The sequence below is a fragment of the Shewanella sp. Iso12 genome, assembly GCF_012030025.1.
Taxonomy (GTDB): Bacteria; Pseudomonadota; Gammaproteobacteria; order Enterobacterales; family Shewanellaceae; genus Shewanella; species Shewanella algae.
Map to the genome: position 1 here is coordinate 17,109 of NZ_JAAUHW010000004.1, position 15,545 is coordinate 32,653.

A 15,545-nucleotide genomic window follows, 5' to 3' on the forward strand; every position below is an offset into this window, starting at 1 on the left:
AGAATAGGAAGTCAGGATGAAACAGTCGGCAGACAAGGTGAGTGACGCTCTGAAAGGGCTTGGGGCAAGGCCGGACTTGTGTCAGCAGCAAGCCCTGTTTGAGATAGACGTTAAAGGCGACTGGTATTATCTCAACTCACCGCTGCCAGCCAAGTTTGCCAGGCTCTTCAGTAGTATTTTGCACTGCATCGAGGGTGAACATCTGTTGATTACCCCGGCAGAGCGTTTGAAGGTAGCGGTGGCCGACACACCGCTCATCATAGTTGATTACAAGCAGCTGGATATCGAGGCCGAGAGCAGCCGTTTTGCCCTAGTTTGCTCCCAGGGTAATGAGTTCGAGGTGCTGGGGCTCAATGCCTTTGAGAGCGCCGAATCCGGGCTATTGGTAAGCTTGCCTCGAGGTCTAAAGGCCAGGCTTGGGCGTGCCTGTTTCTATCGCTTTGCCGAAACCTATTTACTGAGTTAAAAGTCAAAGGAATCGCTTTGCCATTCAGGCAGATATAAAACCTTTATTTACAGTAGCCTGACTGTAAATGCCCCATTATTCTCCTTTCTTGTGTTAGTGAAATATTCAGCAGGTGGTAGTATTAATACCATTCGTATAGAAGTTTGATTGACTCAGAATCAAGGCCGCCACTCAAGTTTAAAGCGGATACTGGACTGGTAGATATGCCCCAAAAGGCGAGTTAAAAAGCTGCGTATAGGGCGGTCAATGCAGATTTATTCCGCTGGAGATGCCCTACCTTGCGCTGCTTTCATGCCCCTGAGTAGGTCAATCATTTGGCACAGTGGTATAGTTAAACTCGGCAGCGGCATGGCCCGGCGTCAATGAAGCAGAATAAGCGATTTTGCTGAATGGGGCGAAGCCCTGCCGATAGCGAACAGACAAGCCCTGAAGTACAGGAGGTGTTGCTTGAACCGCAAAGAGAGTCTCGGTTATCTGGTATCCCATCTGAACGTGGAACTGCAACATGAACTGGATAGCCGCCTGAAGCGTTATCAGCTGGATATTAAACTCTGGCCTGTGTTGTTTGCGCTCTGGCAAGAGGAAGGGATCAGCCAAACCGAGTTGTCACGTCGCTGTGATGTGGCCAACTACACCATGACACGCCTGCTGGATCAACTGCAGGTACAAGGCTTAATCTATCGCCATCAGGAAGAAGACAACCGGCGTGCGTTTCAAATTTTTCTGACCGATCAGGCCAAGGCGATGGAGCAGGACTTAATTCGCGAGGCCGAGCGGGTCAACGAGAAGTTTATGGCAGCCTTGGATGAGCCGGAAAGAGGGCAGCTGCTCATGCTGCTCAACAAGATAAATCATACTGACAAGCGTTAACCCTATGGTTGAATGTGTGCTCGGTAAATCAAAGATAAACCAATAGCACGCACACCAATCCCCCCAGTAGCAACCAGTGTTGCAGATGTGAGCTGCTTGACTGCTGTTTCCCCTGTTTGAGGCTCGCCAGCAGGCGGTTACACTTGTAGATGCGACAGATAGTCAGCTCTGTGGTGGGGTCAACCAGGAGTTGCATTCGGCAACGTACACCGTTACGCAACTTGAAGCTGTGCTCGCTGTGCAGCCCCAGGTTGAATTTGCTGGATACCACTTTACCGTCGACAAACAAACGCTCAAATCCATTCCAGTTGCTGGCCTGTAATTCAACCTTTTGCTGTTCCACTTCATAGCCGAATCTGAGCATCATTGACTCCCTGACCTTCGAGATGACGAATGCTAAGTCAAGCAGAGGCAGATGACGCTTGCCAGTCCGTAAAAATGAATTTTCTGTTTCTGGTGCTTATCTATTTGCCGGCAGGAGGAAAATTTTTTCAGTAATAAAAAAGGGCCCGAAGGCCCCTTTATGGAATATGAGCGAGCTTAGGCTTGGGTACCATTGATGATGGCGCGGGCCATCTCATCTGCTACTTCAGCCGTGGTGCGGTTTTGCTCATCGGCCTGCTTGAAGATGGACAACAGGGTGTTGTAGATCTCTTCAACCTTGGCGGTAGACTTGGTGGCATCATAGTCTTTTTCGAAAGACACGTTGATGATACCACCGGCGTTGATCACATAGTCTGGGGCATAGAGGATGCCCATCTGCTTGAGCTGCTCACCATGGCGTGGCTCGGCCAACTGGTTGTTGGCGCAGCCTGCGACTATGCTCGCTTTCAGCTGTGGCAGTGTGGTGTCGTTAAGTGTGGCACCCAGGGCGCAAGGGGCATAGACATCGACGTCCAGAGCATAGATGTCCTGAGGGGCAACCACCACGGCGCCAAAGTCGGTGGCGACCTTGTCCAGTGATGCTTGATGAATATCGGTTACAAACAGCTCGGCGCCTTCTTCATGCAGGTGCTTGCACAGATAATAGCCCACATGGCCTACACCCTGAACGGCTATCTTGAGGCCTTTGAGGCTATCTTTGTCCAGCTTGTGTTTAACGGCAGCCTTGATACCTAGGTAAGTTCCCATGGCGGTAAAAGGAGAGGGATCGCCGCTCATTCCTTCCAGGCCAAGCACATAAGGGGTTTCATCATGGGCAATCATGATGTCGGCAGGGGTGGTACCCACATCTTCGGCCGAGTAGTAGCGGCCGCCCAGGCTGTGAACAAAACGGCCAAAGGCGCGGAACAGCTGCTCACGATTCTCTGTCTTGGGATCGGCTATGATCACCGACTTACCGCCACCCATGGCCAGACCGGCCAGCGCGTTCTTGTAAGTCATACCGCGGGAGAGGCGCAACACGTCAGTGAGAGCTTCATCATCTGATTGATAGTTCCACATACGGCAACCGCCTACGGCAGGGCCCAAGTTGGTGTTGTGGATGGCGATGATGGCGCGCAGGCCACTTTCCTTGTCATGACAGAATACTACCTGTTCATGTTCGTCGAATGATACATGATTAAATACAGCCACGTCTGTTCTCCGCTGTGCTTATTGGGGCGGCGCTTAGCGGCCGCCGACCGCTTGTTATATTTATTGCAGAACCATAGCATTTAGCGATACTCTCAACAAAGCTGATGAGCAGAATATTTGTGATCTATCTGGCAATTTTGCTTTCCACCTTACGTTAACGTAAAGCTGGTTGAAAACTGAAGTCAGCCACCCATAGTCGTCTCATTATGGGGTGGTACTGAAAAAGCCGGCCAGAGGCTTAGTTGAACAGATACAGAATATAAAAACACAATAAAAACAAACAAGAAGAAAGGAAAGTTTATGACTGAACAGACAAGTACACCGCCCAACGCCGAACAGCAGGAAGCCTTGCGCCAGGCTTGGGTGCGTGAACAGTTCCAGAAAGCCAATAAATTTCTTGCAGAGAAAGGGGTGATCCCCAGCAAAGTGGTACCGGCGGAAAGCCGTTATCTGGCGCCTTATGTAGCCATGTGGAAAATCGAATCCAAACAGCCCAGCCACAAGACCTATTGGGTGATGTCCGGTGACTTGCCTTCCGACTATGTTGATGTCAGCGTAGCAGCCACTGCTCGCGAAGCCTTGCGTCACTTTTCGCTGACCTGGCAGCTCAAGGCCGAGAACCTGGTGCAATCTGGGGCGACCAAAGACCCTACCCAGGCCAAGTTCGCCCAGTTGCTGGTTTCCAGAGCCGAGAGCCTATACAAGATCCAGGAAGACGATAAACTCTGGGGCTGATAACCCTAGAGCAAACAAAAAAAGCAGCCGTAGGCTGCTTTTTTAGTGTCTGAGCTGTGTCTGGCCAAGCCAAGTGAGAGTCTGAATAAGGGTTCTCAAACCTCGGCTTTAGCAGTAGGGTAGTCGGCTCATTCCTCGTCACTGAGATAGCAATAACCCTTTTCCAAAAGTTCGCACAGCAGCAATGCCACGGCATCATCCTGAAGCAGTGACTCAAGATCTTCGCCGCTGATGCTGGTGTGATTGGCAATAAGCTGCGCCTGCTTTTCACTGCCTTGCGGCAATTCAAAAGCTTCACCATTGATGAACAGTCGGCAGTTGGGATCGTCTTCCAGCATGAGAATTTTAAGCCCACCTATGCGCTTGAATACAGCGCCTTCGGCCGCGGCTTCAATGAGTTCCTCGGTACTCATAGGCTCACCCTGGCAAATATCCAGTTCAAAGCGGTTCTGACTCAGCAACTTGCCAAGCACGCCCTGATAATAGTCAGGGTTTTCAGTCAGCTCTTTCAGCAGCGCCATCATCCCCTGTTGCTGGCTCTTGGCGATCAGCGCAGGTTGCCCGGCTTCTTCACTCGAAGTGAAGCGTTTGTGGCCGAGATCCTGATCAAGCATAAAGTCGGCCATTTCGCTGATAAGTTCTTGCTGACTCGGTGCCCGGAAGCCTATTGAGTAGGACAGTGCCAGGGTCAGGGTTTCGCCCCTGTGGGGGAAACCGGGCGGAATATACAGCATGTCGCCGGGCTCCAGCACTGTATCTATGATGGGCTCAAAGTCTTCAATCAAAGGGGTATTGGGATTGTTGCCACGCTTGGCGTATTGACCCTTGGCACCCACTGTCCAGCGCCTGCGCCCTTCGCCTTGAATGATAAAGACATCATAGTTGTCGATATGGGGGCCGACACCGCCACCCGGCGTGGCAAAGGACACCATTAGGTCATCAAAGCGCCAGTCCGGCAGGAAACGGAAGGCTTCCACCAGACCCTGTGAGTCCGGATACCAGTGGTTGACGGCCTGTACCAGCAGTTGCCAGTTTTCTTCACCGAACTTGTCATAGTCTTCAAATGGGCCTGAGATCACTTCCCAGTCCTGCCCCCTGGTGATTACCACCCGTGAGGAAATCTCCTCTTCACAGGCGAGGCCCGCCAGCTCATCGGCGGCGATAGGATCGACAAAGTCCTTGAAGGCTTGTCTGATCACCTTGGGTTGTTGCTGCCACACCTCTTTAACAAAGGCATTGCTGTCCAGAGTCAGCTGGTAAGTGTTCGTCATCTGTTATCCAATCCATAAACTGTTTCAATGGCCAGTCAGTTATCCCGCTTGCAACGGCATAAACCCCGGGGAGAAAAAAGGCGGTACTGGAAACCAGTACCGCCCGTGACAGCCAAGAGGCTATCAGTTCAAATCATCGACAAAGGCTTCGGCGCGGCCTATGTAGTTGGCCGGCGTCAGTTGCTTGAGTTCGTGTTTCACGTTCTCAGGCAGCTCCAGACCGTCGATAAAGGCTGCCAGCTGCTGACCATCGATACGCTTGCCACGGGTCAGCTCCTTGAGCTTCTCGTAAGGCTTTTCGATGCCATAGCGGCGCATGACTGTCTGTACCGGCTCGGCCAGCACTTCCCAGTTGTGATCCAGTTCATCGCGTAGGTGCGCCTCGTTGACTTCCAGCTTACTGACACCCTTGAGTGTGGCCTGGTAGGCGATCAGCGAGTGGGCGATACCCACACCCAGGTTACGCAGTACTGTGGAGTCGGTCAGATCGCGCTGCCAGCGGGAAACCGGCAGTTTACTGGCCAGATGCTGCATCAGGGCGTTGGCTATGCCCAGGTTACCTTCCGAGTTTTCAAAGTCGATAGGGTTAACCTTGTGCGGCATGGTGGATGAGCCGATTTCACCGGCCACAGTCTTCTGCTTGAAGTGACCCAGGGCGATATAACCCCAGATATCACGGTCAAAATCAATCAGCACGGTATTGAAACGGGCCACGGCATCGAACAGCTCGGCAATATAGTCGTGCGGTTCAATCTGAGTGGTGTAGGGGTTCCAGTTCAGCCCCAGGCTGGTGACAAAGCGCTGTGACAGCTCATGCCAGTTAACTTCTGGGTAGGCCGACAGGTGAGCGTTGTAGTTACCCACGGCGCCGTTGATCTTACCCATGATCTCAACCGCTTCAATTTGTTTGAGTTGGCGTTCGAGACGTACGGCAACGTTGGCCATCTCTTTACCCAGAGTCGAAGGCGAGGCGGGTTGGCCATGAGTACGGGACATCAGAGGCACAGTCTTGTAACGTCTGGCCAGCTCTTTAACGGCATCGACCAGCTTCTGGCAGTATGGCAGCAGTACCTGTTCACGGGCTTCGGTCAGCATCAGGCCGTGGGACAGGTTGTTGATGTCCTCACTGGTGCAGGCAAAGTGCACGAACTCGCCTATGGCGGCCAGCTCGGCATTGTCGGCGATTTTTTCCTTGATGAAGTATTCCACCGCCTTAACGTCATGGTTGGTGGTGGCTTCGATGGTTTTGACTCTCAGGGCATCGGCTTCGCTGAAGTTATCGCGAATATTGTCCAGCAATGCCAGAGCTTCTTCACTGAAGGGGGGGACTTCTTCGATTTCAGGGCAGCTGGAAAGCAGTTTCAGCCAGTTGATTTCGACCTGAACACGATACTTGGTAAGACCGTACTCGCTGAATATCCCCCGAAGTTCGGCGGTTTTACTACCATAACGCCCGTCTACCGGTGAGATAGCAGTCAGTGCGGAAAGATCCATTATAAGCTCCTTGATGAACTTGGCTTTATTATAGGGTGAGGCTTTTTTTAGCTGTATCGACGATCGCCTTGCGGGCAAACACCAGATGTCTGCGTTTGCCGCCGAGTTGACGCCAGAGTACGGCACTGCGCATTGCTGCCAGCAACAAGGCGCGTATTTTATGTTGGACCAGTGGCCGCTGCAGTATGTTGGGGTTGCCCGAAATCTGGATCTTGGGCCCCAAATTACTGATGATATCGCTGTAGATGCTGGCCAGGTTGGCGATAACCTGCTCGTCGGTTATGGCAAAGTGGCTCAATTGGCGATGCACCTGATTGATGCGCTCAGACAGCATCCCCAGAGCCGCCTGGTTGCGGCTCAGCTTGCGCTCCAGCGCCAGAATGCCAACCAGATAGCGGGTGATTTCCACATCTTTCTGGGCGCTGTCACCCAGTTGGTTGATAATCCACTTGTAGCCGTTAGCCAGCACGACTTTGTCGGGATAGATCTCATCGATATTCTCGGGATCTGTCACCATAATGCCATCGAGTGCCGCAGCCAACTGCTGCGGATCGCTTTCCCCGTGGCGGGCTATGTATTGCACCTGGGCGATAGCCTGCAATATGCCGGCAAATGCCATAGTGCGGTCATGCAATTGCTCGCTCAATGATTACTCCCTAATCAGGGTTTCTATGATGCCGCCACCCAGGCAGACTTCACCGTCGTAGAATACTGCCGACTGCCCTGGCGTGACTGCCGCCACAGGTTCGTCGAAGATCACTCTCAGTTCATCGTCACCCTGGACATAAACAGTGCAGGGGATATCCTGCTGGCGATAACGGGTCTTGACCGTGATCTTGGCGCCATCGGCCGGGCCTTGTCTGTCTACCCAGTGCAGCTGCCTGGCCGTGAGGCCAACCGACATGAGTCTTGGGTGTTGGCCGCCTTGGGCGACAACCAATACATTACGTTTCAGATCTTTGTCGACCACATACCAAGGATTGTCGTTGCTGTTTTTCATGCCGCCAATCCCAAGGCCTTTGCGCTGGCCCAGAGTGTGGTACATCAGCCCTTGATGCTCGCCTATCACTTCACCGTCGACACTCTCGATTTTGCCCGGTTGCGCGGGCAGATAAGTGCCAAGGAATTCAGTAAATTTGCGTTCACCGATAAAACAGATGCCGGTGCTGTCTTTCTTGTTGAAGGTGACCAGCCCTTGCTCTTCGGCGATGCGGCGAACTTCGGGTTTTTCCAGTTCACCCACAGGGAACAGGCTGCGAGCCACCTGTTGGTGACTCAAGGTGTAGAGGAAGTAGCTCTGATCTTTGTTGCCATCTATGCCGCGAAGCAGCTGGGTTTTACCGTCGGTATCACGGCGGCGCACATAGTGGCCCATGGCGATATAGTCGGCATCGAGAATGTCATCGGCAAACTCAAGGAAGGCTTTGAACTTGATCTCCTTGTTGCACATGATGTCCGGGTTAGGCGTGCGTCCCGCCTTGTACTCGGCCAGAAAATACTCGAACACATTGTCCCAGTATTCGGCGGCAAAGTTGACCGTGTGCAACTTGATCCCCAGCTTGTCACAGACAGCCTGGGCATCTTTTAAATCTTCGGCGGCAGAGCAATATTCGTCGGTGTCATCTTCTTCCCAGTTCTTCATGAACAGGCCTTCTACCTGATAGCCCTGCTGGAGCAGCAGATAGGCTGAAACAGATGAGTCGACACCGCCGGACATGCCGACAATGACTTTTTTTCCTGATGCATTGGGAGTGTTAGCTGTCATAGATCCTAAAACCGTTGAATTCATTCATGAACGCCCGAAAAGAGAACTGCTGCTTGTGCCCGGTTGTGGCAGGCCGTTATTGGCGCGACGCGGGGGTGGACAAACAGCCATAAGGCGCTCAGTTTCTGCGGGGGCGTATTCTATCACGCCTTGGTGCCCAGAGCTAATCACAACAGCGCGCTATTGAGCAAAGATAACGGCAGCCGTTGTCCCTGCAAATAGCTCTCCAGTGTGGCGCTGACCAAGGGGCTGCGAAGCTTGGATCCCAAGGCCGTGATTTCATCCATGCTCAACCAATGGGCGGCCTTGATGGCGACGTCCAACGGCTTGGCACTCTGGCACTTGGCCAGGCGAGCACAGAAGGTGAAACGTAAAAAGGCCAGCTCCTTGGAAGCACTGAACTGATCTATCCGCACCAGGGCTTCAGGGGTGACAGTCAGGCCGGTTTCTTCGAGCACCTCGCGGCGACAGGCGTCGATAAGGCTTTCATTTGCTTCCAGGTGACCGGCCGGTTGGTTGAATTTCTGTTGGCCGTCTATCAATTCCTCGACCAGCAGAAAACGCTTCTCTGCCTCAATAATGCAGGCCACTGTTACATTGGGGCGATAACGTTCAGTCATGGAGAAGCTCCTTAATCGCCGCCTCAGAAAGAGTACGATATTCACCGGGTTGCAGGCATTGCCCTTGCTCGGTATCCAGGCTGAGATCGCCTATGGCATAACGTATCAATCTTAAAGTGGGAAACCCGACATGGGCTGTCATCCTTCGTACCTGACGATTGCGCCCTTCGCGGATACAGATCTCCAGCCAAGTGGTGGGGATATTGCGCCGCTCACGAATGGGCGGATTACGTGGCCACAAAGATTCGGGTTGTTGCAGTAGCCGGACTTTTGCAGGCAGGGTGGGGCCATCTTTCAACTCAATTCCCTCACGTAAGGCTTGAATCGCGGTGTCATCGACATCGCCTTCCACCTGTACCCAGTAGGTCTTGAAGGTGTGCTTGTTGGGTTGGGTCAGCTTGGCCTGCAACTGACCGTTATTGGTGAGCAGTAACAGACCCTCGCTGTCTCTGTCCAGGCGGCCGGCGGCATAGATACCGGCGATGGGCAGTAGATCTTTGAGCGTGCGTCGTCCGCCTTCATCGGTAAACTGGCATAACACATCGAAGGGTTTGTTGAGCAGCACCACCTGGGTTTCTGCAACCGAGAGTGGTGGTACTTTTGGCCGGGGTTTTTGAGGACCAGGGCGCTTTTTATTCAGGCCCTGTCTCTTGTTATTGGGGCTTTTGTTATTAGGACTCTTGCTACTGGAACTCTTGCTGTTGGGGCTTGGTTTGGTGGAGCGCTGACTCTTCTCTCGGCCAAACTCTTTACCGTCAGGGCCCTTGGGGTGACTGGGCTGGCGTTTGGGTTTACGTCTTGGTTGGGAGGTAGGCGAATTCATTGAGATATCCTGGCTGCTTGAGCCGCGTGCTCTGACCATTTGGGAGTGATATGCCTGAGTGTAACACCTATGTCCGGTTTGGCGGCGACACGGGTTTGTGACTTTTGGCAGAGTGTACCTGCCACTCGCCTATAGTGGAATTTGAATCTTGGCTGGAATGCTCTATGATGTTCGCCAAATTGTGATCTACAACCAATTTTTACGCCCATAACACGATAGACATAGATTACCGACGGTAGCGGTATCCAGGGCGAAAGAGGCAAGGAAATTAAAGAATAACAACACTTATAACAACTCATTTTTATAAAAAGCGTAGGACTGAAAATGACTGATAAAACCCCCACTATCATCTATACGCAGACAGATGAAGCGCCGGCTCTGGCGACCTTATCTCTACTGCCTATCATCAAAACCTTTACTCAGGCAGCCGGCATCAATGTCGAAACCCGTGATATTTCTCTCTCCGGCCGTGTGATTGCCGCCTTCCCCGAGCGTCTGACCGAAGCGCAGCGTATCGGCGATCACCTGGCTGAGCTTGGTGAGCTGGCAACCCAGCCCGAAGCCAATATTATCAAACTGCCCAATATCAGTGCGTCCATTCCTCAGCTGCAGGCTTGTATCAAAGAGCTGCAGGCCAAGGGCTATGATCTGCCTGATTATCCGGCCGAAGCCAAAAGCGATGAAGAGCGGGAAATCAAGGCCCGTTATGACAAGATCAAAGGCAGTGCGGTAAACCCTGTGCTGCGTGAAGGGAACTCAGATCGCCGCGCCCCGACTTCGGTCAAGAACTATGCCCGTAAGCACCCGCATTCAATGGGGGCCTGGAGCAAGGACTCCAAATCTCATGTGGCTCACATGCAACAAGGGGATTTCTACGGCAGCGAGCAGTCCGTTACCCTCAAAGAGGCCGATACTGTCAGCATAGTGCTGGAACAAAATGATGGCGGCCAACTGGTGCTCAAGCAAGGGCTTAAGTTGCTGGCCGGTGAAATCATAGATGCGGCCGTTATGAGCAAGCGTGAACTGACCGCCTTCTTCGAGCGCGAAATTGAAGCGGCCCGCAAGGAAGATGTACTGCTGTCATTGCACCTGAAAGCCACCATGATGAAAGTGTCCGATCCTATTATGTTCGGCCATGCGGTGAAGGTTTTCTACAAAGATGTATTCGCCAAACACGGTGAAACTTTGCGTGAGCTGGGTGTGGACGTCAACAATGGTCTGGGTGATGTCTATGCCAAGATAGCCAAGTTGCCGGCCGAACAGAAAGCGGCCATTGAAGCCGATATCGCCGCCGTCTACCAGAGCCGCCCTGAGCTGGCGATGGTGAACTCAGACAAGGGCATCACCAACCTTCACGTGCCAAGCGATGTGATTATCGATGCTTCCATGCCTGCCGCTATCCGCTCCAGCGGCCAGATGTGGGGCCCGGATGGCCAGCTGAAAGATACCAAGGCGCTGATCCCGGATCGTTGCTATGCCGGTGTTTACCAGGAAACCATTAGTTTCTGTAAAGAGCATGGCGCCTTCGATCCTGCGACCATGGGCAGTGTGCCAAACGTGGGTCTGATGGCGCAGAAGGCCGAAGAGTACGGCAGCCATGACAAGACCTTTGAAATCCCTGCGGCCGGTACGGTCAAAGTACTGGACAAGGACGGCAATCTGCTTATGTCCCATGCCGTTGAAGCCGGTGATATCTGGCGCATGTGCCAGGTAAAAGACGCTCCTATCCGTGACTGGGTCAAGCTGGCCGTACGCCGTGCAAGACTGACCAACACCCCGGCGGTATTCTGGCTGGATGAAAACCGTGCCCACGATGCCCAAGTGATTGCCAAAGTGAAGGCCTACCTGCCTGAGCACGATACCGATGGGCTTGAGCTGCACATCATGTCACCTGAAAAGGCGGCCCGTTTCTCCCTTGAGCGTATTAAAGCCGGTAAGGACACGATTTCGGTAACAGGCAACGTGCTGCGTGACTACCTTACCGACTTGTTCCCTATCCTTGAGTTGGGTACCAGTGCCAAGATGCTGTCAATCGTCCCGCTGATGAACGGTGGCGGTCTGTTCGAAACGGGTGCCGGTGGCAGCGCGCCCAAGCATGTACAGCAGTTTGAAGAGGAAAACCACCTGCGTTGGGATTCTCTGGGTGAGTTCCTGGCGTTGGGAGCCTCACTCGAGCACCTAAGCCAGACGACAGCCAATGCCAAGGCACAGGTGATGGCTGATTGCCTGGATCAGGCGATAGGGCAGTTCCTGGATAACAACAAATCACCATCCCGTAAGGTGGGGCAGCTGGATAACCGCGGCAGTCATTACTTCCTGGCACAGTACTGGGCCAGCGCGCTGGCCAAGCAGGACAAGGATGCCGAGCTGAAAGCTTATTTTGCACCTCTGGCCGAAGGCCTGGTGGCTGCAGAAGAGCAGATAGTGGCGGAACTCAATGGTGCCCAGGGTGGTGCCGTTGAACTGGGTGGCTACTACAAGCTGGATCCTGTTAAAGCCGAGCAGGCTATGCGCCCGAGTGCCAGCCTGAATCGTCTTCTGAGCGCTTGATACTGAAAGCTGAATGAGGGAGTTCTCCCTCATTCAATTGCTAAACAGGCATTAAAAAGGCGGGGATAACCCCGCCTTTTTTCATCTCTGTTCACCCGGTTATTTAACTGGAGAGATAGCCGAGGCATGCATACCTTTTGGGCCCTTCTCAACTTGAAATTCAACAGGTTGGCCTGCTTTTAGAGTTCTGTAGCCTTCCATTTCAATGGTTGAATAGTGCGCAAAAACATCCTCACCACCTTCATCAGGGCAGATAAACCCGAATCCTTTGGCGTTGTTGAACCATTTAACAGTTCCGCTTGCCATACTTCCACTTCCTTCTATTGTCTGCTTCCCAGTAAGATAGTAAAACTTTTGAGCGCTTTAGCAGGCGCTCAGATAACAGAATGTAAGCAGTGTTGCTGGATGTCAAGCCTAAGTTAACAAAAAAACAACATTGCATTTGTTGCTGTGCGTATACGGTTTTGCCATGGTGGCACTTTATCGGTAATGCCTACCTGGAGCATCTTAGGCTTATTTTCGGCGTATACGTTTTAACCGATTGAAAAATAAGCATGAGTTAGAAACGCCTTAGACAAGCGCCGCCGCGCCAGAGTATAGTGTGACAAAGGGCAATACCGCCCTGGGCCCGCCAAGCGGTACTTTGAGACATGGCCGGGCATAGTGTTGGTAGAAGCCAAGTTGAGAGGCTAATATTGAATCATGGGTAAGACTGGACAGATAGAACGTGTGGAGGAAGGGGTTGAGCAGGAACTGCAACCACCTCCAATGTATAAAGTGATTCTGAACAACGATGACTATACCCCAATGGACTTTGTTGTGGAGGTACTGCAGCTGTTCTTTCGCAAGAATGAACAGGAAGCCACAGACATTATGTTGACCATACATCATCAGGGAAAAGCGGTTTGCGGCGTTTACCCGTTCGGGATAGCCGAAACCAAAGTGGTTCAGGTGAATCAGTTTGCAAGACAAAACCAACATCCGTTACTGTGTTCGTTAGAGGAAGCTTAACCAGCCTGTCTCTGTAGTTTTTTAGGGGGTGCGTATGCTGAACAAAGATCTTGAAGTGACCTTGAACCTGGCATTCCAACAAGCCAGAGATGCCCGTCACGAATATATGACGGTTGAGCACCTACTGCTGGCGCTGACCGATAACCCCGCCGCAAGGGATGCCTTGCTCGCCTGTGGCGCCAATATCGACCGACTCAAGGAGGAGGTCGCCAACTTTATTACCCAGACCACACCCATTATCAGCGATCCCGATGATGAACGTGAGACTCAGCCGACACTGGGTTTCCAGCGGGTGCTGCAACGGGCAGTGTTTCATGTGCAGTCTTCAGGCCGCAATGAGGTGACCGGCGCCAACGTGCTGGTAGCCATTTTCAGTGAGCAGGAGTCCCAGGCGGTTTATCTGCTGCGTCGTTACGATATTACCCGCCTAGATGTGGTGAATTATATTTCTCACGGCTTTGCCAAGAACGATGAGGCCGATGCTCCGGGGTCGCAGGAAAGCCTGGAAGATCAATCCGAAGCCACAGAAGAGCGCAGCATGCTGGCTCAGTTTGCCAGTAATCTCAATGAGATGGCCAAGCAGGGCAAGATAGATCCGCTTATCGGCCGCGATAACGAAATTGAACGCTCGATTCAAATTCTTTGCCGTCGCCGCAAGAATAACCCGCTGCTGGTGGGCGAGGCCGGCGTCGGAAAGACCGCCATCGCCGAAGGTTTGGCCTATCGGATAGTCAATGAGTCTGTGCCTGAGGTGATAAGCGAAGCGACCGTCTACTCTCTGGATCTCGGTGCGCTGTTGGCCGGCACCAAGTATCGCGGCGACTTCGAGAAACGCTTCAAGAGCCTGCTCAAGGAGTTAACAGCGGATCAGAATGCGATTCTGTTCATCGATGAAATCCACACCATTATCGGTGCCGGCGCGGCATCCGGTGGGGTGATGGATGCATCCAACCTGCTCAAGCCCTTGCTCTCCAGCGGTAATCTGCGCTGTATGGGCTCCACTACTTTTCAGGAATATCAAAGTATTTTTGAGAAGGATAGGGCACTGGCGCGGCGCTTCCAGAAGGTGGACATTCACGAGCCTTCGGTGGCCGAAACCACCAAGATACTTCAGGGGCTCAAGAGCCGTTACGAAGAACATCATGGGGTGCGTTATACCCTGGCGGCCTTGGCCAGCGCTGCCAGCCTGTCGGATAAGCATATCAACGACAGACATCTGCCGGACAAGGCCATCGATGTGATCGACGAAGCGGGGGCGCGGATGGCGATGATGCCTCAGAGCAAACGCAAGAAAACCGTGGGTCAGAGCGAGATTGAAACCATCATCGCCAAGATGGCCAGGATCCCGGAAAAAACAGTGACGTCTTCCGAGAAGGACTTGCTGAAAAACCTGGAACGCAACCTGAAGATGGTGGTGTTCGGTCAGGACAAGGCGATAGAGAGTCTCAGCGCGGCGATTCGGCTGGCACGCAGTGGTCTTGGCAATGAAAATAAACCTGTGGGGAGCTTCCTGTTTGCCGGCCCAACCGGGGTGGGTAAGACAGAGGTGACCAATCAGTTGGCGGCTTGCCTCGGGCTCAAGCTTATCCGCTTCGATATGTCCGAATATATGGAAAGCCATACTGTGTCGCGTTTGATTGGCGCACCTCCGGGTTATGTCGGCTACGATCAGGGTGGTTTGCTGACCGATGCCGTGATCAAGACGCCTCACTGTGTGGTGCTGCTCGATGAAATCGAAAAGGCGCATCCGGATATCTATAACCTGCTGCTGCAGGTAATGGATCACGGTACTTTGACCGATAACAATGGGCGCAAGGCGGATTTCCGCAACGTGACCCTGGTGATGACCACCAACGCCGGGGTGCAGGAAACTGTGCGTAAGTCCATTGGCTTCAAACAGCAGGATCACAGCCAGGATGCGATGTCGGAGATCAATAAGGTGTTCTCGCCCGAGTTTCGCAACCGACTCGACTCCATTATCTGGTTCAACCATCTGGATATGACCATTATCGCCAAGGTGGTGGACAAGTTCCTGGTCGAGCTGCAGGCACAGTTGGATCAGAAAGGGGTGACGCTGGAAGTCAGTGATGAAGCCAGAACCTTGCTGGCCGAGAAGGGTTACGACAAGACCATGGGGGCCAGACCTATGGCCAGAGTGGTCAAGGATCTGCTGAAACGGCCGCTGGCCGATGAAATCCTGTTTGGTAAACTTGAGTCCGGTGGCATCGCCCATGTGGATGTCAAAGATGGCGAACTGGAAATCAACACGGAAGCGCCGGAGAAGATCTCCTGAGAAGCTAAGTCGAAACAAAAAAATGGCTGCCACTGGCAGCCATTTTTATTCTGAATCCTGACCCTTATCCGA

Annotated in this window: 15 protein-coding genes; 6 read left to right on the top strand and 9 right to left on the bottom strand. The window is 52.8% G+C overall.

Going from position 1 to position 15,545, the window contains the following annotated elements:
- Positions 1-16 precede the first annotated feature (16 nt).
- The gene (locus HCX89_RS08825; protein ID WP_025011185.1) at positions 17-466 is read left to right on the top strand and encodes a DUF1285 domain-containing protein; all 450 of its coding nucleotides are present in this window, start codon (positions 17-19) and stop codon (positions 464-466) included.
- Positions 467-913: 447 nt separating this feature from the next.
- A complete protein-coding gene (locus tag HCX89_RS08830) occupies positions 914-1,336 on the top strand; it encodes a MarR family winged helix-turn-helix transcriptional regulator (protein WP_025011184.1) in 423 nt (140 codons plus the stop codon).
- 28 nt (positions 1,337-1,364) lie between these two features.
- Here the strand turns inward: HCX89_RS08830 and HCX89_RS08835 are convergent, their stop codons facing one another.
- Positions 1,365-1,703, bottom strand: coding sequence for a hypothetical protein (locus tag HCX89_RS08835; RefSeq protein WP_223828833.1), 339 nt, complete (start codon positions 1,701-1,703; stop codon positions 1,365-1,367).
- 173 nt (positions 1,704-1,876) lie between these two features.
- Positions 1,877-2,911, bottom strand: a complete 1,035-nt coding sequence (locus HCX89_RS08840) for a Glu/Leu/Phe/Val dehydrogenase dimerization domain-containing protein (protein ID WP_044734628.1) — start codon at positions 2,909-2,911, stop codon at positions 1,877-1,879.
- Between the two features lie 300 nt (positions 2,912-3,211).
- Here HCX89_RS08840 and HCX89_RS08845 point away from each other — a divergent pair, with 300 nt between their 5' ends.
- Positions 3,212-3,646, top strand: coding sequence for a DUF4826 family protein (locus HCX89_RS08845; RefSeq protein ID WP_044734627.1), 435 nt, complete (start codon positions 3,212-3,214; stop codon positions 3,644-3,646).
- 128 nt (positions 3,647-3,774) lie between these two features.
- Here HCX89_RS08845 and HCX89_RS08850 read toward each other — a convergent pair whose 3' ends face one another.
- The 6 genes from HCX89_RS08850 to HCX89_RS08875 form a co-directional block, all read right to left on the bottom strand.
- Positions 3,775-4,917, bottom strand: a complete 1,143-nt coding sequence (locus tag HCX89_RS08850; protein WP_071237476.1) for a cupin domain-containing protein — start codon at positions 4,915-4,917, stop codon at positions 3,775-3,777.
- A 123-nt stretch (positions 4,918-5,040) separates the two neighbouring features.
- Positions 5,041-6,411: an adenylosuccinate lyase gene (gene purB, locus HCX89_RS08855; RefSeq protein ID WP_025887690.1), complete on the bottom strand. Its 1,371-nt coding sequence runs from the start codon at positions 6,409-6,411 to the stop codon at positions 5,041-5,043.
- A 28-nt stretch (positions 6,412-6,439) separates the two neighbouring features.
- The gene (hflD, locus tag HCX89_RS08860; RefSeq protein ID WP_028781430.1) at positions 6,440-7,057 is read right to left on the bottom strand and encodes a high frequency lysogenization protein HflD; all 618 of its coding nucleotides are present in this window, start codon (positions 7,055-7,057) and stop codon (positions 6,440-6,442) included.
- A 3-nt stretch (positions 7,058-7,060) separates the two neighbouring features.
- Entirely contained in the window at positions 7,061-8,176 is a 1,116-nt protein-coding gene (gene mnmA / locus HCX89_RS08865) for a tRNA 2-thiouridine(34) synthase MnmA (protein WP_028781431.1), read from the bottom strand.
- Positions 8,177-8,343: 167 nt separating this feature from the next.
- Positions 8,344-8,796, bottom strand: a complete 453-nt coding sequence (locus HCX89_RS08870) for an NUDIX hydrolase (RefSeq protein ID WP_144190660.1) — start codon at positions 8,794-8,796, stop codon at positions 8,344-8,346.
- On the bottom strand, positions 8,789-9,619 hold the full coding sequence (locus HCX89_RS08875) for a pseudouridine synthase (protein ID WP_144190659.1): 831 nt from the start codon (positions 9,617-9,619) through the stop codon (positions 8,789-8,791). The genes HCX89_RS08870 and HCX89_RS08875 overlap by 8 nt, the downstream gene beginning before the upstream one ends.
- Positions 9,620-9,943: 324 nt before the next feature.
- Between HCX89_RS08875 and HCX89_RS08880 the strand changes: the two genes are divergently transcribed.
- Complete coding sequence (locus tag HCX89_RS08880) at positions 9,944-12,169, top strand: NADP-dependent isocitrate dehydrogenase (protein ID WP_144190658.1); 2,226 nt, start codon at positions 9,944-9,946, stop codon at positions 12,167-12,169.
- A gap of 99 nt (positions 12,170-12,268) precedes the next feature.
- Here the strand turns inward: HCX89_RS08880 and cspD are convergent, their stop codons facing one another.
- Positions 12,269-12,475 (bottom strand): cold shock domain-containing protein CspD, encoded by a 207-nt coding sequence (gene cspD, locus HCX89_RS08885; RefSeq protein WP_025011178.1) that lies wholly within the window; start codon positions 12,473-12,475, stop codon positions 12,269-12,271.
- Positions 12,476-12,871: 396 nt separating this feature from the next.
- Here cspD and clpS point away from each other — a divergent pair, with 396 nt between their 5' ends.
- The gene (gene clpS, locus HCX89_RS08890) at positions 12,872-13,180 is read left to right on the top strand and encodes an ATP-dependent Clp protease adapter ClpS (RefSeq protein WP_025011177.1); all 309 of its coding nucleotides are present in this window, start codon (positions 12,872-12,874) and stop codon (positions 13,178-13,180) included.
- A gap of 34 nt (positions 13,181-13,214) precedes the next feature.
- On the top strand, positions 13,215-15,473 hold the full coding sequence (gene clpA / locus HCX89_RS08895) for an ATP-dependent Clp protease ATP-binding subunit ClpA (protein WP_028781435.1): 2,259 nt from the start codon (positions 13,215-13,217) through the stop codon (positions 15,471-15,473).
- Positions 15,474-15,545: the final 72 nt, after the last annotated feature.

What these genes read in the sequence shown, in the direction of transcription:
- mnmA (WP_028781431.1), bottom strand. Translation starts at nt 8,176, where the DNA reads ATGACAGCTAACACTCCCAATGCATCAGGAAAAAAAGTCATTGTCGGC.
- HCX89_RS08880 (WP_144190658.1), top strand. Translation starts at nt 9,944, where the DNA reads ATGACTGATAAAACCCCCACTATCATCTATACGCAGACAGATGAAGCG.
- cspD (WP_025011178.1), bottom strand. Translation starts at nt 12,475, where the DNA reads ATGGCAAGCGGAACTGTTAAATGGTTCAACAACGCCAAAGGATTCGGG.
- HCX89_RS08870 (WP_144190660.1), bottom strand. Translation starts at nt 8,796, where the DNA reads ATGACTGAACGTTATCGCCCCAATGTAACAGTGGCCTGCATTATTGAG.
- HCX89_RS08835 (WP_223828833.1), bottom strand. Translation starts at nt 1,703, where the DNA reads ATGATGCTCAGATTCGGCTATGAAGTGGAACAGCAAAAGGTTGAATTA.
- purB (WP_025887690.1), bottom strand. Translation starts at nt 6,411, where the DNA reads ATGGATCTTTCCGCACTGACTGCTATCTCACCGGTAGACGGGCGTTAT.
- HCX89_RS08875 (WP_144190659.1), bottom strand. Translation starts at nt 9,619, where the DNA reads ATGAATTCGCCTACCTCCCAACCAAGACGTAAACCCAAACGCCAGCCC.
- clpS (WP_025011177.1), top strand. Translation starts at nt 12,872, where the DNA reads ATGGGTAAGACTGGACAGATAGAACGTGTGGAGGAAGGGGTTGAGCAG.
- HCX89_RS08850 (WP_071237476.1), bottom strand. Translation starts at nt 4,917, where the DNA reads ATGACGAACACTTACCAGCTGACTCTGGACAGCAATGCCTTTGTTAAA.
- HCX89_RS08825 (WP_025011185.1), top strand. Translation starts at nt 17, where the DNA reads ATGAAACAGTCGGCAGACAAGGTGAGTGACGCTCTGAAAGGGCTTGGG.
- HCX89_RS08845 (WP_044734627.1), top strand. Translation starts at nt 3,212, where the DNA reads ATGACTGAACAGACAAGTACACCGCCCAACGCCGAACAGCAGGAAGCC.
- clpA (WP_028781435.1), top strand. Translation starts at nt 13,215, where the DNA reads ATGCTGAACAAAGATCTTGAAGTGACCTTGAACCTGGCATTCCAACAA.